At 54.5% G+C, this 23,733-nt stretch carries 21 protein-coding genes; 18 read left to right on the top strand and 3 right to left on the bottom strand.

All coding sequences use genetic code 11. From position 1 onward, the window contains the following. Positions 1-176: 176 nt before the first annotated feature. The 5 genes from HBA55_RS10490 to HBA55_RS10470 all read left to right on the top strand — a co-directional run bounded on the left by HBA55_RS10490 (position 177) and on the right by HBA55_RS10470 (position 5,706). A complete protein-coding gene (locus tag HBA55_RS10490) occupies positions 177-2,402 on the top strand; it encodes a DUF1631 domain-containing protein (RefSeq protein ID WP_338109391.1) in 2,226 nt (741 codons plus the stop codon). A gap of 75 nt (positions 2,403-2,477) precedes the next feature. Then, positions 2,478-3,062, top strand: a complete 585-nt coding sequence (ampD, locus tag HBA55_RS10485; RefSeq protein ID WP_166990215.1) for a 1,6-anhydro-N-acetylmuramyl-L-alanine amidase AmpD — start codon at positions 2,478-2,480, stop codon at positions 3,060-3,062. A gap of 76 nt (positions 3,063-3,138) precedes the next feature. Next, positions 3,139-3,975 carry a histidine kinase gene (locus HBA55_RS10480; protein WP_166990214.1) on the top strand — a complete coding sequence of 279 codons (837 nt, stop codon included), beginning with the start codon at positions 3,139-3,141 and terminating at the stop codon, positions 3,973-3,975. Positions 3,976-4,050: 75 nt separating this feature from the next. Next, on the top strand, positions 4,051-4,785 hold the full coding sequence (locus HBA55_RS10475; protein ID WP_166990212.1) for a TetR family transcriptional regulator: 735 nt from the start codon (positions 4,051-4,053) through the stop codon (positions 4,783-4,785). 438 nt (positions 4,786-5,223) lie between these two features. Beyond that, a complete protein-coding gene (locus tag HBA55_RS10470) occupies positions 5,224-5,706 on the top strand; it encodes a YajQ family cyclic di-GMP-binding protein (RefSeq protein WP_166990210.1) in 483 nt (160 codons plus the stop codon). Between the two features lie 16 nt (positions 5,707-5,722). Here the strand turns inward: HBA55_RS10470 and HBA55_RS10465 are convergent, their stop codons facing one another. Then, positions 5,723-6,724 carry an ABC transporter permease gene (locus HBA55_RS10465; protein ID WP_166990208.1) on the bottom strand — a complete coding sequence of 334 codons (1,002 nt, stop codon included), beginning with the start codon at positions 6,722-6,724 and terminating at the stop codon, positions 5,723-5,725. 24 nt (positions 6,725-6,748) lie between these two features. Continuing rightward, positions 6,749-7,642: an ABC transporter ATP-binding protein gene (locus tag HBA55_RS10460; RefSeq protein ID WP_166990206.1), complete on the bottom strand. Its 894-nt coding sequence runs from the start codon at positions 7,640-7,642 to the stop codon at positions 6,749-6,751. A gap of 139 nt (positions 7,643-7,781) precedes the next feature. Between HBA55_RS10460 and HBA55_RS10455 the strand changes: the two genes are divergently transcribed. From HBA55_RS10455 to groL, 5 genes are all read left to right on the top strand, one after another. After that, entirely contained in the window at positions 7,782-9,095 is a 1,314-nt protein-coding gene (locus HBA55_RS10455) for an AmpG family muropeptide MFS transporter (RefSeq protein ID WP_166990204.1), read from the top strand. Positions 9,096-9,184: 89 nt separating this feature from the next. Further along, positions 9,185-10,231 carry a DUF481 domain-containing protein gene (locus HBA55_RS10450; RefSeq protein ID WP_166990202.1) on the top strand — a complete coding sequence of 349 codons (1,047 nt, stop codon included), beginning with the start codon at positions 9,185-9,187 and terminating at the stop codon, positions 10,229-10,231. A gap of 136 nt (positions 10,232-10,367) precedes the next feature. Beyond that, positions 10,368-10,856 carry an FxsA family protein gene (locus tag HBA55_RS10445; RefSeq protein WP_166990200.1) on the top strand — a complete coding sequence of 163 codons (489 nt, stop codon included), beginning with the start codon at positions 10,368-10,370 and terminating at the stop codon, positions 10,854-10,856. Between the two features lie 198 nt (positions 10,857-11,054). Continuing rightward, the gene (locus HBA55_RS10440; protein ID WP_166990198.1) at positions 11,055-11,348 is read left to right on the top strand and encodes a co-chaperone GroES; all 294 of its coding nucleotides are present in this window, start codon (positions 11,055-11,057) and stop codon (positions 11,346-11,348) included. Positions 11,349-11,470: 122 nt separating this feature from the next. Next, complete coding sequence (gene groL, locus HBA55_RS10435; protein ID WP_166990195.1) at positions 11,471-13,123, top strand: chaperonin GroEL; 1,653 nt, start codon at positions 11,471-11,473, stop codon at positions 13,121-13,123. A gap of 498 nt (positions 13,124-13,621) precedes the next feature. Here the strand turns inward: groL and HBA55_RS10430 are convergent, their stop codons facing one another. Then, the gene (locus HBA55_RS10430; protein ID WP_166990194.1) at positions 13,622-14,047 is read right to left on the bottom strand and encodes a hypothetical protein; all 426 of its coding nucleotides are present in this window, start codon (positions 14,045-14,047) and stop codon (positions 13,622-13,624) included. A gap of 550 nt (positions 14,048-14,597) precedes the next feature. On the opposite strand from HBA55_RS10430, the gene HBA55_RS10425 reads away from it, so the two are divergent. The 8 genes from HBA55_RS10425 to HBA55_RS10390 all read left to right on the top strand — a co-directional run bounded on the left by HBA55_RS10425 (position 14,598) and on the right by HBA55_RS10390 (position 23,685). Continuing rightward, positions 14,598-16,142 carry a 2-isopropylmalate synthase gene (locus HBA55_RS10425; RefSeq protein WP_166990192.1) on the top strand — a complete coding sequence of 515 codons (1,545 nt, stop codon included), beginning with the start codon at positions 14,598-14,600 and terminating at the stop codon, positions 16,140-16,142. A 65-nt stretch (positions 16,143-16,207) separates the two neighbouring features. Next, positions 16,208-17,119: a hypothetical protein gene (locus HBA55_RS10420; RefSeq protein WP_166990190.1), complete on the top strand. Its 912-nt coding sequence runs from the start codon at positions 16,208-16,210 to the stop codon at positions 17,117-17,119. Next, on the top strand, positions 17,112-17,603 hold the full coding sequence (rimI, locus tag HBA55_RS10415) for a ribosomal protein S18-alanine N-acetyltransferase (protein ID WP_166990188.1): 492 nt from the start codon (positions 17,112-17,114) through the stop codon (positions 17,601-17,603). Before HBA55_RS10420 ends, rimI begins: the two co-directional genes overlap by 8 nt. 136 nt (positions 17,604-17,739) lie before the next feature. Beyond that, on the top strand, positions 17,740-18,468 hold the full coding sequence (locus HBA55_RS38025) for an ANTAR domain-containing protein (RefSeq protein WP_166990186.1): 729 nt from the start codon (positions 17,740-17,742) through the stop codon (positions 18,466-18,468). Between the two features lie 86 nt (positions 18,469-18,554). Further along, positions 18,555-19,712, top strand: coding sequence for a methyl-accepting chemotaxis protein (locus tag HBA55_RS10405; RefSeq protein WP_166990184.1), 1,158 nt, complete (start codon positions 18,555-18,557; stop codon positions 19,710-19,712). Continuing rightward, a complete protein-coding gene (locus HBA55_RS10400; protein ID WP_166990182.1) occupies positions 19,705-20,535 on the top strand; it encodes a nitrate- and nitrite sensing domain-containing protein in 831 nt (276 codons plus the stop codon). Before HBA55_RS10405 ends, HBA55_RS10400 begins: the two co-directional genes overlap by 8 nt. Before the next feature lie 103 nt (positions 20,536-20,638). Beyond that, positions 20,639-21,856: an EAL domain-containing protein gene (locus HBA55_RS10395; RefSeq protein WP_166990181.1), complete on the top strand. Its 1,218-nt coding sequence runs from the start codon at positions 20,639-20,641 to the stop codon at positions 21,854-21,856. A gap of 437 nt (positions 21,857-22,293) precedes the next feature. Then, positions 22,294-23,685 (top strand): CmpA/NrtA family ABC transporter substrate-binding protein, encoded by a 1,392-nt coding sequence (locus tag HBA55_RS10390; protein WP_166990179.1) that lies wholly within the window; start codon positions 22,294-22,296, stop codon positions 23,683-23,685. Positions 23,686-23,733: the final 48 nt, after the last annotated feature.

The following is a 23,733-nucleotide window of genomic DNA, read 5'->3' as shown; positions in this document are numbered from 1 at the left end:
GATACGAAAATATTCTAACAAACGGACCGGTCCAGGGATGATGGTTTCAAACTTGTGATCGGTCTCTCGAATAGTAAATTTGCCACTGTGGACATTATCAGTGTGATTTATACTCCAGAGAGACCCAATTTAACAGCGTGCTGCGCATGCGATGATCACATCCCGGGGGTATGAGGGTGGTTAAGGATTCAAACAAGGCGAGCGTGATATCGATTGCCGGTGAAACGGGCGGTTTTAACCGGGCGAGGTTGGCTCGGCTACCGGCTCAGGTGCATCGCCTGCGGGAAAAAGCTGAACAGTTGCTGCAGCAGCGGTTGAAGGCATTGTTTGACGGTGCCGATGACGCCCTTTTTGATCTCGCCGACAAAGCCTCCAGCAATCACGATCAGAACCTCTATTTTGAAGCCATGAGGGAGGTTCGCCTTCGTCGCCGGGACATCGAGGCAGGCTATATTGCCAGGCTGGATGAGGCCTTTTCCGGGTTATTGCGCACGGGCAACGGCGGTGGCCCATCCGAAGCAGAAGCGGAGACACCCGATATTGCGGTCGATCTTGATAATCTCTCGCTGGTGGACAATGAACAGCTTGAGTGTCACGTGGCCGTGGAGAGTATGGTCTCGAAAGCTCTGGAGCGGGTAGCGGAACCCGCTCAACACATCGCTCTGCGTCTTGACAGCCTGGTGCCCATCAAGGTCTACCAGCAGAACAATCCGCTGGGGCCCGATGTGCTTTGCAACAGCTTTTACAGCGCGATCGAATCACTACAGGTGGATATTAAGGTCAAGCTGGTGTTGTTGAAATTGTTCGACAAGGCTGTGGTGGCGAAGTTGGACAAAATTTATACGGTACTTAACAACCTGCTGATCCAGCAGAATGTGTTGCCTTCGTTAACGGTGAAGGGGGATGCCCGGCGGCGTCCCAAAGCCAAAGCGCAAGGCTCCGGGGAGGGGGCCGGTTCACCGGTGCTAAGCCAGTTGCGAGGGCTGCTACACGGTGCTGCGCAGGAGTCCGAAGCGGGCCGGGGAGCGGCGGTTTCGTCTTTGCCCAGCGGTGATTTGGGTCAGGTGCTGACTCAATTGCAGCAGTCCCAGGTTGATGCGTTGGCAACGGGTGGTCAATTGGGTGCGTTGCTCAGCGTGGCTCAGCTGGTGGAGATGATCCAGCAGCAGAATCGAGGCAGGGAACTGGCACAAGTTGATCGCGATGTGATCAACTTGATCAATATGCTGTTTCAGTTTGTACTCGATGACGGCAATCTGGCAGAGCCCATGAAGGCTTTGATCGCACGGTTGCAGATTCCGCTGCTCAAAGTGGCTGTGGCCGACAATGATTTCTTTAACCGGCCGGGGCATCCTGCACGGCGGCTGCTGAACGAAATGGCCACCGCGGGGTTGGGGTGGCAGGCAGCTGAGGATGGCAGTCTGGACGATCCCCTTTACAAAAAAATGTCGGAATTGGTGCGGTGCCTGCTGGCGGATTTCGACAATGACGTCACTTTGTTCGAAAAACTGCTACAGGATTTTATTGCCTTTCTTGATAAGGAAACCCGGCGCGCTACCGTGCTGGAGCGCAGAACGGTTGACGCTGAGGACGGTAAGGCCCGATCGGAGCAGGCCCGGGCACTGGTTTCGGAGCAACTGGATGCCATTATTGACAACAGGACTTTGCCGCACTGTGTTCACAAGATTCTGAATGAACCCTGGCACAATCTACTGTTTCTCACCTGCCTGAAACAGGGTCAGGAGAGCGAAGAGTGGTCTGCCCACTGCGATACCGCACAGGATCTGATCTGGAGTGTGACCGCTCCACTGGATCGCGAAGGCAAGCCCCGATTGATGAAGCTCTTGCCCGATCTGTTGATGCGTTTGCAGAAGGGTTTTGAGGGCATCTCCCACAGTCCGTTTGAAACCAACAAGCTGCTGGATGATCTTAAGCTGGAACATCTCAAGCGTCTGCGCATGGAGCACCCTGTGCAGGCACAGGCGGCAGAGCCCTCTCAGCCATCTCTACCCTCCGCGGAAGTGACACCTGCGGTGCCTGAGCCCACAGCTCAAGTATCGGAAGTGGCTTCAGAGGCAACACCGGAGCCCACCAGCAAGGTGGATGCGCTGGACCCGCAGCTGCTGGTTCAGGTGGATGGGTTTGTGCAGGGCTGCTGGTTTGAATTTCAGGAGCCCGATTCCGCGCCGGTTCGTTGTCGTTTGGCGGCCGTGATCAAATCTGTCGACAAATACATCTTTGTCAATCGCACCGGTGTCAAAGTGGCGGAGAAATCCCGTGAACAGCTGGCCATGGCTCTGCAGAATGAGTCGGTGCGTATGTTGGATGATGGCAAGCTGTTTGATCGAGCACTGGAATCTGTGATTGGCGATCTGCGTAAATCCCGATCCGGTGTAGCTTAAACCCGTTCGCCGGGGCTTGGCTGCCGACCTGACATATGTAACCATGGGCGCGTTTGCACCGTCGCGACCGCGCCCATGCCAGCCAATTCCATTGAAGACCGCACTTTTTCTTTTCAGGCCGACGGTTGGCTGACCGGCGCCAGGGCCTGCCCCTCACCCAATTTCAATGCCCGTCCCGAGGGCGAATCCGTTTCTCTGTTGGTGATCCACAATATCAGCCTGCCTCCGGGTGAGTTCGGTGGTGGCTGCGTGGAGGATTTCTTTTGCAATCAACTGGATCATGACCGGCATCCCTTTTTCGACGAGATCCGCGGAGTTGAAGTGTCGGCTCACTTTCTGATTGATCGGGAGGGGGAGGTGACTCAATTTGTGAGCACGGATGATCGGGCCTGGCATGCCGGTGTCAGCGTTTTTGAGGGGCGCGAGGGGTGCAATGATTTCTCGGTAGGTATCGAACTGGAAGGGACCGATGATCAGCCCTACACTGATGCACAGTATCGGACTTTGGTTGGGGTGACGAAGGTCTTGTGGCAAAGATACCCTGCTATTCATCCGCATAGAATTACGGGACACAGCGATATTGCGCCGGGACGCAAGACCGACCCGGGACCGGGCTTTGATTGGGAACGCTTTCGGCGATCGCTTGAGGCTACTTCGTAATTGGTACTGGTTCAGGGCTTTGGTTGGGCAGACCGGTGTTTCAAGGCATCGATCTAAGGACATTTGGGGGAGTGGGATGACGTTTTTGGCAATTGTGATTGTATTTGCGTTGGTGCAGTACTGGGGCTCAGCCGATCCGGCACACAACGACGGCTGGTATCGCAGTTGGGGGCGCACAGTTCAGGGCTGGGGACTGGGTGCGGAGATGCAGTTGCTGCTGCAGCTTTCTCTCCCGTTGCTGCTGCTCTGGTGGGTGCTGGACATGCTCGCCGATATCTCCTCCTGGCTGTTGTTTGCGGCTTATATCCCGGTGTTGCTCTACAGTCTGGGGCGTGGCGATTTTGTCGAATGGGTTAAGGGGTATACCGATGCCTTTCATCGCAACGACAATGAGACCGCCACGGAATACGCCTCTCGCCTGGGTGTGGACGTCTCCGAAACCGACAATTGGGACGACCTTCACCATCAAGTCTTGCGCCAGGCCAGCTATCGTGGCTTGGAGCGCTGGTTTATCGCCATTTTCTGGTTTGTGCTGCTGGGACCGGTTGGCGCTGTACTCTATCGCCTGACCAGCCTGGGGGCGACCCATGAGGAGCAGGGTGAGGAATCACGGGAGTTGTCCCTGCGACTGATGTGGTTGCTGGAGTGGCCCGTGGCCCGTCTGCTGGGGTTGAGCTTTGCCCTGACCGGCAATTTTGTGGGTTGCTTCAGTCGCTGGCGGGAGCACTTTTTTTGCGTTGATCAGTCCACCCAGAGGGTTATGGAGCACTATGTCCATGGGGCGCTCAATGTGAATGACCAGGAGTTGACGCTGGATGGTGTCACCGAGCAGGAGGTGGAAGCGCTGGTACCCCTGCTCAGCCGCAGCCTGATGCTGTGGCTCTGTGTGCTGGCATTGTTGTCGCTGCTTTAGAACGGGTTGTTTGGCGGTGCACCTGTGCCATAATTCGCTGTTATCGAAAGCCAGTTGTGTGAAAGTTGTACTGTTGTGACCCAAGCCCACGAAAACCCCTTTGCCCGCAGCACTCGATCGGATAAGACCACCAAGGGCGAGAAAACCCGCCAGACGATCCTCCAGGCGACCTTGCGGCTCTTGGCTACCCAGGGGCGTCAGGGCGTATCTCACAGGGCGGTTGCCAAGGAGGCGGGCGTCAGTCTGTCGCTGACCACCTATTACTTCAAAGATCTGGCGGAAATGCAGATTGAGGCGCTGCGTCTGCACAAGTTTGAGCTCTATGAGGCCCTGCGGCCCTATTTGATCGAGTACGATGCCACTGTGGAACAGATGGAACGGGACCGGGCCGCGGGCGACTGGGAGGCCGTGGGTCGAGGGGTCAGGCACTTGGCGGACCGAATCTGCGCGTTTGTGCTCAATCAGGTGGCTGAGCGCAATGAAGGGCTCGCCATTGAGATGGCCTTCTTCTTTGACCTGCACATGCCCGAATACTTCCGTCAGGTGGCATTTGAGCTGCGGCAAAAGTTTGTAGAGGAAATAGCCGCCCTTTGTGCGGCCTTGGGTTCTCCGGATCCCCAGGCAGATGCTGAACTGATCACCGGGACCATTCAGCGTCTTCAGTACGAGGCGTTATCGGTGCCGGAGCATACCAATGCAGAGCGCATCAAGGCTCAGATGCAGCGGCTGCTGTGTTCTCTGTGGCCAATCCCCACCTCGTCGGTTGCTGAAGACAGCCATGGCGATCACTCTGTAAAGACTTATAGCTGAGCGCTATGGCTGGCGCGGATGAAATTGTTTTCATCGGCGGATCTCTGAAAAATTGCCCCCTAGAATTCAGTGTCTACGGAGTTTGTTAGTGCTTGCTACCCGTGAGAAGCCCGTTGTATAGGGGGTGTTGGCTTAGAAATATTTTGCTCTAAGAGCATAAAAAGGGTTGACCCTGAAGGCCCGCCAGGCCTATGATGGAAACACTTACTGGCAGGGCTGTATATGTATACAGTTCTCCTCGACTGCAAGGATGCAACCACTAACACAGCACATGAGCTGCAACTTTGCGCTCTGCCAGTAAGTCCAATTTCCCCCCCCCAGCTCCTTTATCGACACATCTCCACCGCTACCCTGTATCTCCAATGCCCGGCTTTGTGCGCCTGTGCTCTGGGCACTATAATCCGCTGCCATATTCAAAATGATTCAGAGGGAGTATCCATGCCATCATTTGACGCGGTATCCGAAGTCGACAAGCACCAGCTTATGAACTCGGTGGACCAGGCCAATCGCCTGATTGGTAACCGTTTTGATTTTAAAGGAGTGGATGCCCGTTTTGAGCTGGAAGAGTACCAGGTCATTATCTGGGCAGAGGTCGATTTTCAGTTACAGCAGATGCTGGACGTGCTCAAGAGCGCCCTGCACAAAAATGGCATCGATATCGCTTGCCTGGAGGAGGGGGAGTCCCAGGCCTCGGGCAAGCAGGTCAAACAGGGCATCAAGGTGCGTACCGGGCTTGATGCCGATTTGTGCCGCAAGATGGTCAAGATGATCAAAGGTGCCAAGCTCAAGGTTCAGGCTCAGGTACAGGGTGATCAGGTGCGCGTGACCGGCAAGAAACGCGATGACCTGCAGGCGGTTATGGCGCTGCTGCGAGGATCGGATATCGATATGCCGCTGCAGTTCACCAACTTCAGGGACTGATCCCCTCTGTCTTTCGTCAGTCTGCCCGCCATTTGAACAGTCGGGCGGCCAATCCCAGAAATACAGTGGTCATCAATGCCATGGCGATGAGATGATGACTGATATCAGCCAGACCGCCGCCTTCAATCATGATGGCCCGGGCAGCCTGCACCATGTGGGTCAGCGGAAGCAACTGGGAGGCATCGCTCATCCACTCCGGGGCGCCATCAAGCGAAAACCAGACCTCTGAGAGCAGCAGCATGGGGAAGGTCAGAAAGTTGAGCAGCCCGTTGGCGAGCTCTTCGTTGGCCAGGCGGCTGGCCACAATCAGACCCAGCGACAGGATGCATAAATTACCGAGCGCGGCGACCAGTAGCAGGTTGAGATAGCTGCCCAGCATCAGAAAGTCCAGGAACCAGTCGCTGGCCGTATACACGATAACGCTCACGGCCAGCATGATGATCAGCCGCGATAGCATTTGCGCGCACAGAAAAGCAGCGGGGGAGACCGGAGCCGCCTGCAACCGTTTCAGCACACCATTCTTTCGATAGCGAACAATGACATAACCCACCCCGAACAGGCCGCTGAACATCATGTTCATGGCGAGAATCCCCGGTATGACCCAGTCCACATAGCGCACACGCCGACCTTCGGCAACTTCGCCCTGCCAGGCTTGCGTGGGTGAAGCGTTAATCAGGTCCTGCAGCACTCTGGCATTGTGGGAGTCGGGGTTATAGAGAAAGCGGTGGTTGCCATCAGTGTAGAGCAGTAGGTCGATCTGGTGATGACGTACCTTGCGTACCGCTTCCTCCTCATTAGAGAAGGGGACTTTCTGTACATAATTCAGGCTGTTGAGGACAGTGGGGGCCTGTTCGCCGGGATAGTATCCGACTTTAAACAGGTGGCCGTCCTCTCGGGAAAAGGCCAGAGCCACCACCGCAATAATCAGAGGGGGCAGCACAAAGGACCACAGCAGAGAGCCCTTATCGCGATAGTATTCTTTGGTTCGCGCCCAAGTCAGGGCGGTAATCTGATTCACTCAGGTCTCCTGTAGAATGCGCTGCTATTCACGAAGGCTGTGACCGGTCAGTTTTAGAAACAGATCGTCCAGGGTGGGTGTGCGTACCTGCAAGGAGCTGAGCGGCACCCCCTGACGGATCAGATCCTGCAGCGTATTTTCAACCGAGGTGGTTTCGATTACCCACTGACCGTTGGGGCCTTCGTCCACCATCTGTTCTTGCAGATGAGCAGGCAGGTCGTGTTTGTTCAGGCAGACGAACACCTGTTCAAAGTGGGTTTTCAAGAGTTGCTCGGGGCTTCCTTCCGCAATGATCTGGCCTCGATCAACAATGATCAGTTGGTCGCAGAGTTGTTCGGCCTCATCCATATAATGGGTGGTAAGAACGACGGTTTTACCCTGCTGCTTGATCTCTGTAATCAGCTTCCAGAAATTGCGACGAGACTGAGGGTCGAGTCCAGTGGTGGGTTCGTCCAGAAAAATAATGTCGGGGTCGTTGATGAGCGCAAGAGCCAGCAGCAGACGCTGGCGTTGGCCGCCCGACAATTTGGCGGCGGGCTGGTCAGGGAACTCCCCCAAATGGCAGCGATGAATCAACGGCTCCAATGGCACTGGCTTTTTATAGAAGCTGGCAAACAGCTCCAGCACTTCCCGAACGGTGAGATAGTCCATCAGTGACGTGGACTGGAACTGAATGCCGGCTTCCTGTTTAAAGTGGGGATTGTTGCTGGTGCCTTTATAGAGGATCTCGCCGCTGTCGGGTCGGGTGATGCCCTCCATCATTTCAATGGTTGTGGTTTTGCCGGCTCCGTTCGGACCCAGTAAACCAAAGCAAACACCTTTCGGGATAGAGAAGGATACGCCTTTGACGGCCTCAACGTGTTTGAAGCGCTTGACCAGATTTCGGACTTCGATAATGGGCGACTCGCTCGCGCTCATAAAGGGACTTCGCTGCAAAGAGTGGCCGTCAGTATAAAGCATCGCCACCGCGGGTACATCCTGTCGGTGAGGGGCATGATCTGATAGTCTGTGCCCAGTTCATTAACCGCCAGCCACTATTTGTTAACTGCCGTCCACTATGCCCACAGACTCCATTTCCTGGTCCGAAGCCCTGCGCGTTTATCTGCATCCTCGCGTTGTGACGCTTTTCTTTTTGGGCTTCTCTGCCGGTCTGCCATTGTTGTTGGTATTTTCCACCTTGTCGGCCTGGCTGGCGGATATGAATGTCAGTCGCACGGCTATTGGTTTTTTTGGCTGGGTGGGCATTACCTATTCCATCAAAGTGCTGTGGGCACCGGTGGTGGATCGATTGCCGCTGCCATTGTTAACCCGCCGTCTCGGCCAGCGTCGCAGTTGGATGTTGGCGGGGCAGATTGGCGTCGTCATCGGTTTGCTGGGGATGGCGATGACGGATCCGCAGCAGCAGTTGGTTCAGGTGGCTCTATTGGCTCTGTTGGTGGCCTTCTCTTCGTCGACACAGGATGTCGCGATTGATGCGTTTCGTATCGAGGCGGCGATCACTGAATATCAGGGAGCAATGGCTTCCACTTATATTCTGGGCTATCGCATTGCCATGTTGGTGGCCGGTGCCGGTGCTTTATATATCGCCGATTTTGGCTCCTGGCCGCTGGCTTATCTGTGTATGGCTCTGTTGATGGGAGTGGGGGTGATCACCGTGTTGCTGATCAGTGAGCCGGCCCATCCCAAGGTCTCGGAAAGTGAGTTAATCGAGCAAGAGCTGCATCATAAAGTATCCGGTGGTAATCGAGCGCTGAATTGGTTTGTGGATGCGGTGGTGGCGCCTTTTGTTGAGTTCTTTCGCCGCAACGGACGCTTTGCGTTGCTTATTCTGTTGTTTATCGGCCTGTTCCGCCTCAGTGATATTGTGATGGGGATCATGGCCAATCCCTTTTACCTGGATTTGGGATTCAGTAAATCCGATATTGCCTCTATCGGCAAAGTGTTCGGTTTTTTTATGACCATTGCCGGTTCCTTTCTGGGAGGATTGCTGGTGGTGCGTTACGGGGTGTTCCGCCCATTGGTGGCGGGTGCGGTTTTGGTTGCGTTAACCAATCTCCTGTTTGCCCAGTTATCTCTGGTGGGGCCGGAGCTGCCATGGCTGGCGTTGGTGATCAGCGCAGACAATCTCAGTGGCGGGTTTTCCAATGCGGTCTTTATCGCTTATCTTTCCGGTTTGACCAACCGTGCCTACACCGCAACACAGTATGCGCTGTTCAGCTCTGTGATGACATTGCCGGGTAAATTCGTAAGCGGCTTTTCCGGCGTGATTGTGGATGCCAGCAGCTATACCCACTTTTTTATCTATGCCGCAGTGATGGGGATTCCGGCGATTATTCTGGCGATCGTATTGATGCGACGAGAGAGCCGTTAAGCACCTGTTCAGTTTAGTTGGAATTCGTTAGAATCGCGGCCATTCCTTCCCTGACAGATTCTAATTTTCAGCCTTTGATGAGTGGTGTTATGAAGCTCAATTACCTTTCCCGGTTGGTTTGGGGTGCCGGGACCCTGTTTTTGTCCCAATGTGTGTTTGCCGATGAGTTGGTGCTCAATAACGGTGACCGTATCCAGGGCAAGTTGGTGCGCATGGATCAAAAATCGTTGGTCTGGCAGTCCGACAACTTTGGCAGCCTGACCATCGATAAGACCAAAATTGCTGATCTGGCGATTACCGAGGCGGTCAAGATCCAGGGCCAGGAAGAATCCTGCCAGGTCACTGGGGTGAGCAATCACAGCTTGAGCTATGTCTGTGGTGACCGTTCTCGGGAGATGCGTACAGAGCTGTTGGCGCTGGATAAGGTCGAACCGTTTTCCACCTTCCAGGCCAATGGCCATATCTACGAAGGCAAAATGGCGCTCGCCGGAACCTTCTCCCGGGGTAACAAGATTGAAGAAGACCTGGATCTGGATGCCAGTGTCAAATACCGCCACGGCGATTTCCGCCATGTCATGGCGCTCGATGTGGACAGCAAGTCCGTCAATGACGAGGCGGCTGTGGAGGACTACGAGGCTCGTTATCGACTGGATTGGTTCTTCCAGGAGCGCTGGTTCTGGTACAACGAGCTGCGGGTCAGCATGGAAGAATCGAAGAATATCGACGAACGCTACCTCTATGGTACGGGTGTGGGCGTACAGATGTGGGAGTACCCGGATACGGCGCTGGCGCTGGAAAGCGGTTTTGACTACGTCAAGGAACTGCTGGACCCGACGGATACCGATCTGGCTGATCCCAGCTGGGAGTCCAGTCAGGAGCGGGCGGCCTGGCGATTCGCTACCGACTTTCGCTACAAGTTGCCGTTTAATGCCGAGCTGGTCAATACCAATGAGTTTCTCTACTCCTTTGAGGCGAGCGACGATTGGGAATTCAGTGCCGATTTGGGTCTGAGTATGCCCCTGGGGCCGGGCTTGTTCTCGGAATATAAGATCGAATACGACTACGACAACTTCCCGCCAACCGAAGCCTCCAAGGAAGACACCAAGGTTACCGTCGGCATCGGCTACGAGTGGTGATCACGCCAGAGCTGTTACCGGTGTGGCAAGAGTGGCCTGGAAAGTCGTAAAGTAGGGTAAATTCAAAAGGTGGCAACCTTGTAGTTTGTGCGGTTGCCGCCATGATTACCCTATTGATCTGTTAACTGAGGCGCTCATGCCACTGCTTTTCCTGTTTATTGTGATGCCCATTGTCGAAATGTGGGTGTTGATTGAAGTGGGTGCCGTTATCGGCGCCTTACCCACCATCGGCCTGGTGCTATTGACGGCCATGATCGGTCTGGCGCTGTTGCGGCGTCAGGGCATATCCACCCTGACTCGCGCCAATCGCCGTATGGAGGCCGGAGAACTTCCCGCTCAGGAGATGGTCGAGGGGATTTTCCTGGCCGTGGGTGGAGCCCTGCTGCTGACGCCGGGTTTTATCACCGATGCCATTGGGATGAGCTGCCTGATTCCCGGGCTGCGCCAGCTGGTGATCGGGCGCCTGCTCAAGGGGTTGGTATTTCGCGCCACTGTGATCAACTCGGGCTATGGTCCTGGCCGCGGGCAGCGCCAGGGGCCTCATCAATCCCACAATCAGGGCGACATTATCGATGGCGAATTCCGTCGCCACGACCCTTCTTCAGACCGAGACCGCCTGCCTTAAATTTTTTTTGCGTTTGGGTGTTGAAATCCGTTTTTCGGTCCCCATTTTCCTTATCACTTGGTTTTAGCGCTTCGGGTCCCGGCCTGGAGCGGGTGTTCCAGACCAGGCCGTGCTAAGGCAGGCTGGGGCGTAAATCTAAAGAAATCGGGCCCCAAGCCCGGCAATTGTCCAGAAACAGACGTTTTGGAGAACAAACACATGAATATTCGTCCTCTTCACGACCGCGTTGTGGTTCGCCGCAAGGAAGAAGAAACTACCTCCGCCGGCGGTATCGTGCTGCCCGGTTCTGCCCAGGAAAAGCCCAATCAGGGTGAAGTTGTTGCCGTTGGCAACGGCCGTACTCTGGATAACGGTGAGGTTCGTGCTGTTGACGTTAAGGTGGGTGACATCGTGGTTTTCGGTAAGTACGCCGGCAGCGACACCATCGAAGTCAATGGCGAAGAGCTGGTGATCCTCAGCGAAAGCGACATCAAAGCTGTTATCGAAGGTTAATTTTCGCTCACTCATCGCTAAAGAAAGCTAAGTGATTGAAAACTAATAAGTTCTAGAATTCAGCAGATGGACTGCCAAGCGCACATACTGCTAAACAAACACATACAAGGGAGCTAAGTAACATGGCTGCTAAGATCGTAAAATTCGGCGACGAAGCTCGCCAGGGCATGCTGGCTGGTGTAAACGTCCTGGCCGACGCAGTAAAAACCACTCTGGGCCCCAAGGGTCGTAACGTAGTTCTGGACAAGTCCTTTGGCGCCCCTACCGTCACCAAAGACGGTGTTTCCGTTGCCAAGGAAATCGAACTGAAAGACAAGTACGAAAACATGGGCGCGCAGATGGTCAAGGAAGTGGCTTCCAAGGCTTCTGACGACGCCGGTGACGGTACCACTACCGCTACCGTTCTGGCCCAGGCCATTGTTAACGAAGGTCTGAAATCTGTTGCTGCCGGCATGAACCCAATGGACCTCAAGCGTGGTATCGACAAGGCGACTGCCGCTGCTGTTGCTCACGTTCAGTCTATCGCCCAGCCTTGTGAAGACTCCAAGTCCATCGCTCAGGTAGGTACCATCTCCGCCAACTCCGACACTTCCATCGGTGACATCATCGCCGAAGCCATGGAAAAAGTGGGTAAAGAAGGTGTTATCACCGTTGAAGAAGGCCAGGCTCTGGAAAACGAGCTGGACGTGGTTGAAGGTATGCAGTTCGACCGTGGCTACCTGTCTCCTTACTTCATCACCAACCAGGAAAACATGAGCGTTGAGCAAGAGTCTCCGTTCATCCTGTTGGTTGACAAGAAGGTTTCCAACATCCGTGAGCTGCTGCCGACTCTGGAAGCCGTTGCCAAGGCTGGCAAGCCTCTGGTAATCATCGCTGAAGACATCGAAGGCGAAGCCCTGGCCACTCTGGTTGTGAACAACATGCGTGGCATCGTTAAGGTTTCTGCCTGTAAAGCACCTGGCTTCGGCGATCGTCGCAAGGCCATGCTGCAGGATATCGCTATCCTGACCGGCGCCACCGTTATCTCTGAAGAAGTTGGCCTGGACCTGGAAAGCACCACTCTGGAGCACCTGGGTACTGCCAAGCGCGTGACTATGAGCAAAGAGAACACCGTTATTGTTGACGGTGCCGGCGCTGCGGCTGACATCGAAGCCCGCGTTGGTCAGATCCGCGCTCAGATCGAAGAGTCCTCGTCCGACTACGACCGTGAGAAGCTGCAAGAGCGCGTAGCCAAGCTGGCTGGTGGTGTTGCCGTGATCAAGGTTGGCGCCATGACCGAAGTTGAAATGAAAGAGAAGAAGGCTCGCGTTGAAGATGCGCTGCACGCTACTCGCGCTGCGGTAGAAGAGGGTGTGGTTCCTGGCGGTGGTACCGCTCTGATCCGTGCCGTTGCTGCTATCGCTGACCTGAAAGGTGACAATGAAGATCAGGACGCTGGTATCGCCATCGCTCGCCGTGCCATGGAAGCCCCTCTGCGTCAGATCGTTGCCAACGCCGGTGACGAAGCTTCTGTTGTTGCTGACCAGGTGAAGAAGTCCGACGGCAACCAGGGTTACAACGCTGGTACCGGTGAGTACGGCGACATGCTGGAAATGGGTATTCTGGATCCTGCCAAAGTAACCCGTACTGCGCTGCAGGCTGCCGGTTCTGTTGCTGGTCTGATGATTACCACCGAGGCCATGGTTGCTGATGCGCCTGAAGACGGTGCCGGTGGTCCTGCCATGCCTGATATGGGTGGCATGGGTGGAATGGGCGGAATGCCAGGCATGATGTGATTGACCACCCAGGGGCGGTCTTTTCTTCCGATCTCTGCGTTGGTTGAGAGCTGCTGGTGCTCACGTACTTGTAGTACGCTGCGCTCCAGGTCTCTCAACCGCCTTGATCTCGAAAGAAAATCCTCGCCCCTGGGCGGCCAATCCCGAGCGTTGTGGCTGCATTGGTGCAGCGCTCGGATTGCCTCCCTAAACGAAAAAGGGCTCGCGTTTGCGAGCCCTTTTTCGTTTAGGGTCAGTGGTTAGATGGGGATCGGCCGCTGCCAGTTTGTGGCGAGTTAGCTGTAGCAGCGCGCTCCGAGCGCGACAGGTTTGGGCACTTCGTATCGGTCGCGCTCGGAGCGCGCTGCTACGGAATTGCGCGTAGGGTGGGTTAGCCGAAGGCGTAACCCACCATGATTGTGGCACTGGTCCAGGTAATAAGGTCAGAGCCCGCCATCGATGTAGCAGAATCCAACCTGAACACGGGATTTCAGCGGCCGTTGCGCCGGTTGATACCAATCACGCCTGGTTCGGAAATTTTTCTCTGTCGCCGCTGGTGGCGGTTTCCCGGCATTCGCCCCTGAGACTGGCGTGGCCTCTGGCGACGAAGCTGTCCAGGACGAGGTAGCCTTCACGGCAGTAGCCGTTTTCCACCAGCTTCTGGTCCAGGCGGTTATGCAGGTGGGATTTGAGCTTTTTCTTGCTCAGGCCAGAGGATCTGGGTTTATCACCGTTGCGTTCGGTTTTGACTCTGGGGGTTTCTCTCGGTCCGCTTGGGCGTTTGGTGGTGAGTTCGAAGGTGAACATCTTGCTGCCATTGGCGGTAATTTCAGTGTCGAAGGTTTCTCTCAGGCTCTTGTGCAGTTTGGTGTCGTTACTGCTGCAGGCCGATAACATCAGGCCGGCTGCAAGCAGGGTGAGAGAGGTTTTCGCAATGGCGCGCATCTGGTATCTCCGGGTCGGCGGGATTGAAAGGTTGCCGCAAGCTATTCAAGCAAGGATTCTTGCCGCTGTTATGCCACAGTCCGTGCGAATTGTCACAAATTGTCGTGTGGGGGTCTTTCCCGGGGCAGGCTTAACTTTATTCTGAGTCTAAACTATCCTAAATTATGGAAATTTATATGATGGTCCTTGCATAAGAAAGGCTATAAAGTGGTGATTTTGTTATTCTGTCCCAATTTTCACTTTCTTTTAGGATGACTGTTGATTTGAGAGGGCTGCCTCTTCCATAATGTGCTCCATAGACCATCCTGAACCGGATACCCCCCATGCGCGCTTTTTGCCAACATTCCCAGTTGTTGATCCGTCCCTCCGGGCTGGCGGTGACTCTACTGCGCGCTCAGCTGCGACTGCCTTGGGCAGTGTAATTATTTTTTCCATCGCAGCGTACCTCTAAGCGTACACCCCAGAAAGAAACCTATACTTTAAATCCGCGCCCAATACCTGGGTGTTTATGTGTTGTTACTCGGTGTGAGTGACGACTGAGGCAGAATTCATGCAAAAAGATAATCTGGTAATTTTTGATACTACCTTGCGCGACGGCGAGCAGAGCCCCGGCGCCTCCATGACCAAAGACGAAAAGATCCGCATTGCCAAAATGCTGGAGAAGATGAAGGTCGATGTGATCGAGGCCGGTTTCGCGATTGCCAGCCCCGGCGATTTTGAAGCGGTCCAGGCTGTGGCCGCCGCTGTTAAGGACTCCACCATCTGCAGTCTGGCCCGCGCCGTGCGCCCCGATATTGAGCGTGCCGGTGATGCGGTCAAAGGCGCCAATTCCGGCCGTATTCATACCTTTATCGCCACTTCGCCGATCCACATGAAGTACAAGCTGCAGCTGGAGCCGGATCAGGTTCTGGCTCAAGCGGTTGAAGCGGTCAAAATGGCGCGCAATCTCTGTGACGACGTGGAGTTCTCGCTGGAGGACGGCAGTCGTACAGAGCCCGAGTTTATGTATCGCATTGTTGAGGCGGTGATCGCGGCCGGTGCCCGCACCATTAATATTCCCGATACCGTGGGTTATGGCACTCCTGCTGAATATGGTGTGATGTTTAAGAATGTGATCGAGAATGTGCCTAACTCCGATCTGGCTATTTTCTCGGCCCACTGCCACAACGATCTCGGTCTGGCCGTCGCCAACTCTATGGAAGCGGTGATGAACGGCGTACGGCAGGTGGAATGTACCATCAATGGTCTGGGTGAGCGTGCCGGTAACGCCTCTCTGGAAGAGGTGGTAATGGCGGTGAATACCCGCAAAGACTTCTACCCGGTGGAGTCGCGCATCGATCCTGTGCATATCGTGCCCACTTCGCGCTTGGTGGCAACAGTAACCGGATTCCCCGTGCAGCCTAACAAGGCCATCGTCGGCGCCAACGCCTTTGCCCACGAATCCGGTATTCATCAGGATGGTGTGCTTAAGCACCGTGAAACCTACGAAATCATGAAGGCCGAGGATGTAGGCTGGAACACCAACAAGTTGGTACTGGGCAAGCACTCTGGCCGTGCCGCGGTGAAGGCACGTTTTGAAGAGTTGGGTATTTCCTTTGATTCCCAGGAGTCTCTTAACGACGCCTTCAAGCGCTTTAAGGAGCTGGCGGACAAAAAGCACGAAATCTTCGATGAAGACCTGCAGGCTCTGGTATCAGACGCTGAAGCGGAATTTACCGCAGAGATATACGCGTTTGAGTCCATGGAAGTTAACTGCAAAACCGGCGAAAAGCCCCTGGCAAAGCTCAGCTTTACCAAAAATGGCGAAAACGTGTCCACCGAGTCCGACGGCAGTGGTCCGGTGGATGCGGTATTCAAGGCCATTGAAAAGGTGGCCAACAGTAATGCGGAGCTGGCGCTGTATTCGGTGAACGCGATTACAGCGGGTACAGAGGCTCAAGGTGATGTGACGGTGCGTCTTTCCCGCGCTGGCAGCATCGTTAATGGCGTTGGCGCCGATACTGACGTAGTTGCGGCATCCGCGAAGGCCTACCTGCATGCGCTGAATCTGTTAGAATCCGGCGTCAAGGCGCATCCCCAGCATACCGGGGTGTGACCAAACGGATTCTTTCTGCATCAACGGATTCTGCATAACTATTTTCCATAACGACAGGGGCGCCGATGGCAATCAACGAAATCCAGCGACAGACCTATCTCGATGCCATGGGTATCGACAGCTATATGCCTCGCTGGATCCTGCCGATGGCCCCCCAGCCCCAGTATTGTCAGCCGGTGTTGTCACCGGGCAATGATGAGGCTGAACGACCTGCAGAAGCTGCTGGTGCATCTCCAGGTGTTGCTGCCGATGCTTCGACAGTTACCGCCGCCAGTTCAGCTGACCCGTCAGCAGCGCCTCAACGGGCACCAACCGCTGAGGTTGGCGCTCCCGCCGACGCGCTCAAAGTGCTGGCTGAAACACCCGCCCAAGAGTCTCCGGCTTCCAGTGATCCAGCCATCTCAGGTGGCGCCGGCCCGCAAAAAGCCTCACCGGCGGCCTCTTTGCTGGCTTCGCTGGACGCCCCGGTTCCCAAATTTGCGCTGTCCTGGTGGCGTATTGGTGAAGAGCTGTTGGTGATCGACAGCCGTCATGCGGAACTGGCGCTGCCTACCGAACCCCTGCTGATCAACATGCTCTCGGCCTTGGGTTTTCCCAGGGCGCCCCTGCCGCCGGCAGAAGTGGTCAGATGGCCCATGGTGAACAATCCCCATGCGGCCCAAGGTGCGGGCGAGGCACGCGATACCCTGGCGGCCATGATCGAGACCATGTTGGAGAGTCAGCCAGTCAAGCATCTGCTGTTGATGGGCGAGGATGCCTGCCGCTATATCGCCCCCCAGCAGCAGGACAATATCACCTCTAATTTTGTTGACGACGACTTCTATCGCCAGTGTCTCGGCAAAATCCTGAACCTGCCTGAGTTGTCGATCAAGGTTGCGGTGATCCCCAGCCTGTCGGATTTGTTGCAACACCCCGAGCAAAAGGCCGATGCCTGGCGGGCGCTGCAGCCTCTGCGACGCTTCCCGGCAGATGGTTGACCCAATAGCCTCCGCGCATGCCCTGGAATTCAACGGGCGCACTCTGCGGCTGCACACTCTCGATGAATCGGCACTGTCTCAACTGATGGTGCTCGAACGCGATGCCCATTCACACCCCTGGAGCGAAACCAACATGAGCCGTTCGCTGCAGCGGCAGCGGGTCTTTGGCTTGCTTGAGGGGCAAGAGATAAGGGCCTTTGCGGTCTTTTCGCTGGTTCTCGATGAAGCCGAGTTGCTCGATTTTGTCGTGGATCCTGCGCAGCAGGGGCTGGGGCTGGGAGGTGCGTTTCTCGGCCTCTGTCTCAAACAGATTTCGCCACCCGCCTGCCGGGTGTTTCTGGAAGTTCGGCAATCCAACGAGCCTGCCATTGCCTTGTATCTCGGAGCCGGATTTGCCGAAGTGGGGATTCGACAGAATTACTACCCTGCCCCCAATGGTGGCCGTGAGGACGCCATTCTGATGGCTATGGAGCTGGTTGATTAGCCTCTCTTCGCCCCAATCAAGTGTTCAGTTCCCGATTCCTGCCTGTATTTAGTGCATCACTGCCCTTCAAGGCACCGCCAGAAGTCGACATTTAGCCGTTAATAACCGGTTGGCACGGTTTTGGCAAAAGAACTTGGTGGCGGCGTTTGTACCTCGTGCTGACGCCTTGGTATTGGTGCACTGGGGAGCTCTCGGTGTAGTAACGGTGACGGCGGTGAACTCATTGTCTCGACGACTCCCATCATCTGACAGCGATTATGACGCTGGCGTGGACGCCAGAACGGTGTTGTTGTTGGATGCTGATCCAGAACGGCATTCTGTGCTTAAGCGCGGCTTGCTGGACTCTGGCTTTAATCTGGTGGCGCGGCTGACCCACAGCAGTAATTTAACGCATGAGGTGCAGTTGCAGCGGCCCGACGTGCTGGTTATCGGTATTGACGAGCCGGATTCGGATACCTTGGGTCAGCTGAGCAGTATGCGTGATCAAGACCCAAGGCCTGTTGTGATGTTTGCGGAAAAGGAAGCGCCCAGGTTAATTGAAACGGTTGTAAAGGCCGGGGTGAATGCCTTTGTCGTAAATGACATTCAGGCGCATCGACTGCGCCCGATTATTTCCATTGCCATGGCTCGTTTTTCGGAAAATCAGAAGTTACGCGAAGAGCTGGAGCAAACCAAAGGCAAATTGGCTGAACGGCGTGTGATAGACAGGGCAAAAGGGATGTTGATGAAGCATCGTCAGTTGAGTGAAGACGAGGCCTATAAAGCCCTGCGTAAAATGGCGATGGACAAAGGCAAGACGCTGTCCGCGGTTGCGGAATCGATTATCGACGTTCTGTCGCTGTTGGAGACTCAGGCCAGCAGTTAGACCGCGCGCGGAATGACTCTGAAGCTACGGGAAGTTCCGCGCTTCAACTTAAAGCATTAACTGCCTTGCGGGGCAAGCAGGTGACTATGATACTCGCTCCAGCCAGAATTTTACTCAGAGCTCTGGGTGTTCGCAGCGGATGCGCACTTCTTCTCGTGCTGTTTGCCTCTCTGGCAATAACACTGGCGCAGCCTCAGTGGTCAGCGGTGCGGTGGGGTCTGTTGCTGAGTCTCGTATATCTGTCTTTTGGGTTTATCTATGTGCTGCGCAGCAGTCTGTTGGCAACGGCGGAAATTTTGGAAAAACTTGATCTCGATGCTGGTGGCAACGGAGAAGACCTGATCCTGGAATCCGATGGTCTTTTGGTTGATGTAGACCGTTCTTTGTTGTTGCTCGCCAGTAAGGAGCGCCGACTCAACGAGGGTTTCCTCAATACGGTATCGGAAATCGGTTTTTCAGCCAGCGAGTTGAATTCCAATTCCGAGCTTCTCGCCAGTAATACCCTTCAGCAATCCCAGGCAACCAACTCTATTGCGGCGGCGGTCACCGAAATCAGTCATAGTATTGAGGAAGTTTCCGGTCGTATACAAGGGGCTTATCACTCCGCCGACGAAACCAATCAGCTCGGATGCGAGGGCATGGCGGCAGTGGAGGCAATGAAGGCGCAGATGGAAGAAGTCTCCCGCGGCGCCTCTGATACCTTTGAACAAATGTCACAACTCAACGACAAAACCCAGCAGGTGGCTTCGATGTCCACTGTGATCCGCGACATCGCCGAGCAAACAAATTTGTTGGCCCTGAATGCAGCTATCGAAGCGGCGCGTGCGGGTGAACATGGACGTGGATTCGCTGTGGTTGCGGAAGAGGTCAGGGCGCTGGCCACTCGCAGTTACGAATCCGCCCAGGAAATCGGCGTTACTGTCGAAGATATTCAAGGCAGTATGGCGGACGTCAAAACCAGTATGGATGGGGTGGTCGCACGAGCGGATAAAACCCTGGAGCAGACGCTGGGTACCCAGGATATGTTTGCAAAAATTGCTGAACATACTGAGTCGGTTTCCTCCATGGTCAGTGCGATTTCGGAGGCCGCCTCGCAGCAGAATCAGGCAGTTCGGGAAATCTCGGAAAATATCGAAGAAGTTGCCGTAGCCGCTGGAGAAAACAGTCGAATGGCGGTGCAGTCGTCGAATATTGCCGGTCATCTGTATCAGCTGTGTGGTCAGAAGGAGGAGCACTATGCCTGAATTCGCACTTTCCTATTCAGTTTTGGTCATTCCGCTGCTACTTGCGGGAATTATCGTTATTGCTCTGCGCCAGCACCAGGTTACTTTGCAGCGCCGCCAGGAAAAAGGCCTGCAATGGTTAAAGAATCTCAAGTCGCTGCTGTCAAATATTCAAAAACACCGTGGGCTCAGTAACGGATACCTGCATGGAAACCACGCGGCCAGCGCCGATTTACAACAGATTCAGGGGCGAGTGAGTCAGGATCTGCGGCAAGCCTCCAGAGTGGATGTGCTGATAGAGGAAAATGAACGCTGGCAGAATATTACCCAGCATTGGGCAAGATTGGCGGGCAACTTCAAAAACCTGTCGCCGGAAAACAATCTGACGCAGCACAACAACCTGATTCAGAGTGTACTGTATCTGATCGACGACATGGCGCGCCAGTGTGATCTTATGACGCTGAGGAGTGTGAACAACAAGCCTCTGCACCTATCCTGGCGAGAGATGCTTGGTGCGGCTGAATATATTGGCCAGGCACGAGCGATCGGTACTGGGGTATCGGCTGCTCAGCACTGTGACAGCGTGTCCAGAATTCGATTGAACTATTTGTGCCAGATGATTGAGGCCAATACAGGTCGGTTGTGGCGTGAAATTGAACCCAGCGAGCACCAGCGGCGGAAAGTTTCTGATCTATTAACCTGTATCAACAGCAAGGTGATCAAAGATACACCGGAGATCAGCGCCGAAGACTTCTTCGCATTGGCTTCGGCAGCTCTGGATGGTCTCCACGAACAGTATGATGACATCATCAAGGACCAGCAATTTCAGCAACAACCCGCCTGACGCGGAACAGGGAATGCAGAGGCGTCTCTAACTCATGACCTCTTCTGCGCGAACCTTGCCAGAGGAGGTTACTATTTCTTTAAATCTTTCATCAGTACGCAGGTTGAATCAGCAGGACCCGATCATTGCGATGGACCGTTTTGAGGCACACTTTCAGCCACTCATTCATTTGGCGAGCGGACGCGTAGCGGGCTACGAGTCATTGGCCCGTCAGCGACTGGAAAGCGGCAAACTGATTTCTGCGGGAGCGATGTTTTTCAATCCCGGCATTCCAGCGGCACGTAAACTGGCATTGGACCGTCAGTTGCGTCGACAATCTTTGCGTTGCTTTAGTAACAATGTTGATGCCGGGTTTATTTCTCTCAACATATCTCCGGACTGGGTGGATATGTTGTCCGAGGAGGCGATCAGCCCGACTGTCAGCATGGTTCGGGAAAGTGGTATTGATCCATCGAGGGTGTTGGTTGAAATTACGGAGTGCAACGGACAGATTGCCAATCTGCAGCGTTTGGCACGTCAGTACCAACAGGCCGGCTTTCGCCTCGCCATTGATGACTTTGGCGCCGGAGCCTCACAGATGGATCGCCTGATTGCGTTGCAACCGGACTACATCAAGCTGGATATGGATCTGTTCCGCCGGGCTTCAAAAGGTGGAGCGGAAGCCAATGTGGTTCTGTCAATCACCGCCCTGGCACAGCGAGCGGGCAGTCGGATTATCTGCGAGGGGGTGGAGACCGAGCAGGAGCTGCATTTTGCGATTGAGTGCGGTGCGGATCTGATCCAGGGCTGGCTGTTTGACGGTGCTTTGCCGGCGCCAGTGGCAGGTGATTACTACTGTGAGCAGCTGACAGAATTGAAATCAAGCTATCTTCAACGTAAGAGCCAACATTTATCGGGCAGCTTCGAACACAATCGCAAGGTGGCGGCTCAGGTTCGCCAGCTGGGTGAAATATTTACTCACGCCGGGTGCCTTGAAACACTGACAACCGCCATTGATCTTCAGTTGATGCAACGGCTCGGCATCTTACGCTGCTACTTATGTGATAGCAGCGGGACTCAGTTATCCGGTAATCTGGAGTTTTCTCCGGGCGAGGTGGCCCGGGAAAGCCACTATTTGGGCAGCAACTGGAGTCATCGGCCTTACTTCGCCCAGTTAATCGCCATGAGGCAGATTCAACCGGATCACATTGTGGTCTCGACCCCTTACCGGGACATCAGCAGCGGCAGTTTCTGCAAAACCTACGGTATATTTGCCGGTGATGACCAAGTGTTGCTGTTTGATGTGTGGGTCAAGGACGATGTGTTGTTTCAGTTGCGCTAGGGGCATCTCAAATGCAGGGTGCCCCAACACAGTTCATTTTGCCCTATATTGAGCCGCTCCCTGTCATCCATTTCTGAGTCCGAAACTCCAAAATTGCATCCGCTGGCCACAATTGAGTGCAATGTTGCGCAAAGCTGGTGCAGAGACCCGTAAAATCCAACGAAATTCCCCTTTAATTCCCGCTTTTGGAAGTTGGCACACTGTCTGCATTATTAAAAATATGCACTGAATGTTCAGAGCAAACGATCCAGGGAGCTTATAAGGGCGAACCGTCAACGGCGATGGTTTCTCACCAGTCTCCCGCTTGGACACAAATGAGATTGAGGTAAGACAGCGGAGTCTTACCTCTCCGAGCAAAGGCGCTCATACCCAAGATGCTGATAGTCGGCGTGTTGAGTATGGGCGTTTTTTTTTGAACTTGGAAAAGAGGAAGCAACATGAATTGGTTAAAGCCGTTTAAGCGCGCGTTATCCGCGACTGTGATCAGCGCAACCTGTGTGGGAGTGAGTTTTACCGCCAGCGTTGTTCAGGCTGAAGAACTGGGGTATCCGGAAAAAGAGGAGCTTCGTTTCGGGTTTATCAAGCTGACGGACATGGCTCCCATTGCCATTGCCTATGAAAAAGGCTACTTCGAAGATGAAGGCCTGTACGTCACGATCGAAGCTCAGGCCAACTGGAAGGTATTGTTGGATGGTGTTATCGACGGTCGTCTCGATGGTGCCCATATGCTTGCCGGCCAGCCCATTGCAGCCACCATGGGCTTTGGAACCGAAGCACATATTATTACGCCGTTTTCGATGGACCTGAATGGTAACGGCATCACGGTATCCAACGATATCTGGGAACAAATGAAGCCAAATATTCCCAAGATGGACGACGGTCGCCCGGTTCACCCTATCAAAGCAGATGCTCTCAAACCGGTGGTTGAAAAATACAAGTCCGACGGTAAGCCTTTTAATATGGGTATGGTATTCCCGGTTTCCACTCACAATTATGAGCTGCGTTACTGGCTGGCCGCCGGTGGCATCCACCCCGGTTATTATGCCCCGCACAAAGGCGATACCTCCGGTCAAATCGACGCGGATGCATTGTTGTCCGTAACGCCTCCGCCACAGATGCCGGCGACTCTTGAGGCGGGAACCATCTACGGTTACTGCGTGGGTGAACCCTGGAACCAGCAGGCCGTGTTCAAGGGCATCGGCGTTCCTGTTGTTACCGACTACGAAATCTGGAAGGACAATCCGGAAAAGGTTTTTGGTATCACTGCTGAGTTCGCCAAGAAGTACCCCAATACTACCGTTCGTCTGACTCGCGCGCTGATCCGTGCCGCCAAGTGGCTGGATGAAAACAACAACTCCAACCGCCCTGAAGCCGTGAAGATTCTGTCGCAGTCCAACTATGTTGGCGCGGACTACGATGTGATCGCTAACAGTATGACCGGTACCTTTGAATACGAGAAGGGTGACAAGCGTGAAGTGCCCGACTTTAACGTGTTCTTCCGTTACAACGCGACCTATCCCTACTACTCCGACGCGATTTGGTATCTGACGCAGATGCGTCGTTGGGGTCAGATCTCTGATGATAAAAGCGACGAGTGGTATAAAGAGTTGGCGGCTAAAGTCTATCGCCCCGACATCTACAAAGCGGCGGCTGAATCTCTGGTGGACGAAGGTTTGATCAAAGCCGAAGAGTTTCCTGACTTTGCCACCGAAGATGGCTTTCGCGATCCCCAGACTCACTTTATCGACGGCATTGTTTACGATGGCACCAAGCCCAACGAGTACATCAACAAGTTTGCCATCGGTTTGAAGTCCGGCGACAAGATCTAAACGCGGAAAAAAGAAATAGGAACAGATCATGACAGCAACATCTATTGT

This window comes from Pseudomaricurvus alkylphenolicus, assembly GCF_011683955.1.
In the GTDB taxonomy this organism is placed as follows: Bacteria; Pseudomonadota; Gammaproteobacteria; order Pseudomonadales; family Cellvibrionaceae; genus Pseudomaricurvus; species Pseudomaricurvus alkylphenolicus.
Note: the sequence above shows the minus strand (reverse complement) of the source record. Positions and strands in the feature narration are given on the sequence as shown.

Coding starts and splice junctions, on each gene's coding strand:
- groL (WP_166990195.1), top strand. CDS start 11,471: ATGGCTGCTAAGATCGTAAAATTCGGCGACGAAGCTCGCCAGGGCATG.
- HBA55_RS10470 (WP_166990210.1), top strand. CDS start 5,224: ATGCCATCATTTGACGCGGTATCCGAAGTCGACAAGCACCAGCTTATG.
- HBA55_RS10450 (WP_166990202.1), top strand. CDS start 9,185: ATGAAGCTCAATTACCTTTCCCGGTTGGTTTGGGGTGCCGGGACCCTG.
- HBA55_RS10440 (WP_166990198.1), top strand. CDS start 11,055: ATGAATATTCGTCCTCTTCACGACCGCGTTGTGGTTCGCCGCAAGGAA.
- HBA55_RS10400 (WP_166990182.1), top strand. CDS start 19,705: ATGCCTGAATTCGCACTTTCCTATTCAGTTTTGGTCATTCCGCTGCTA.
- HBA55_RS10420 (WP_166990190.1), top strand. CDS start 16,208: ATGGCAATCAACGAAATCCAGCGACAGACCTATCTCGATGCCATGGGT.
- HBA55_RS10430 (WP_166990194.1), bottom strand. CDS start 14,047: ATGCGCGCCATTGCGAAAACCTCTCTCACCCTGCTTGCAGCCGGCCTG.
- HBA55_RS10455 (WP_166990204.1), top strand. CDS start 7,782: ATGCCCACAGACTCCATTTCCTGGTCCGAAGCCCTGCGCGTTTATCTG.
- HBA55_RS10425 (WP_166990192.1), top strand. CDS start 14,598: ATGCAAAAAGATAATCTGGTAATTTTTGATACTACCTTGCGCGACGGC.
- HBA55_RS10390 (WP_166990179.1), top strand. CDS start 22,294: ATGAATTGGTTAAAGCCGTTTAAGCGCGCGTTATCCGCGACTGTGATC.
- HBA55_RS10445 (WP_166990200.1), top strand. CDS start 10,368: ATGCCACTGCTTTTCCTGTTTATTGTGATGCCCATTGTCGAAATGTGG.
- rimI (WP_166990188.1), top strand. CDS start 17,112: ATGGTTGACCCAATAGCCTCCGCGCATGCCCTGGAATTCAACGGGCGC.
- HBA55_RS10480 (WP_166990214.1), top strand. CDS start 3,139: ATGACGTTTTTGGCAATTGTGATTGTATTTGCGTTGGTGCAGTACTGG.
- ampD (WP_166990215.1), top strand. CDS start 2,478: ATGCCAGCCAATTCCATTGAAGACCGCACTTTTTCTTTTCAGGCCGAC.
- HBA55_RS10405 (WP_166990184.1), top strand. CDS start 18,555: ATGATACTCGCTCCAGCCAGAATTTTACTCAGAGCTCTGGGTGTTCGC.
- HBA55_RS10460 (WP_166990206.1), bottom strand. CDS start 7,642: ATGAGCGCGAGCGAGTCGCCCATTATCGAAGTCCGAAATCTGGTCAAG.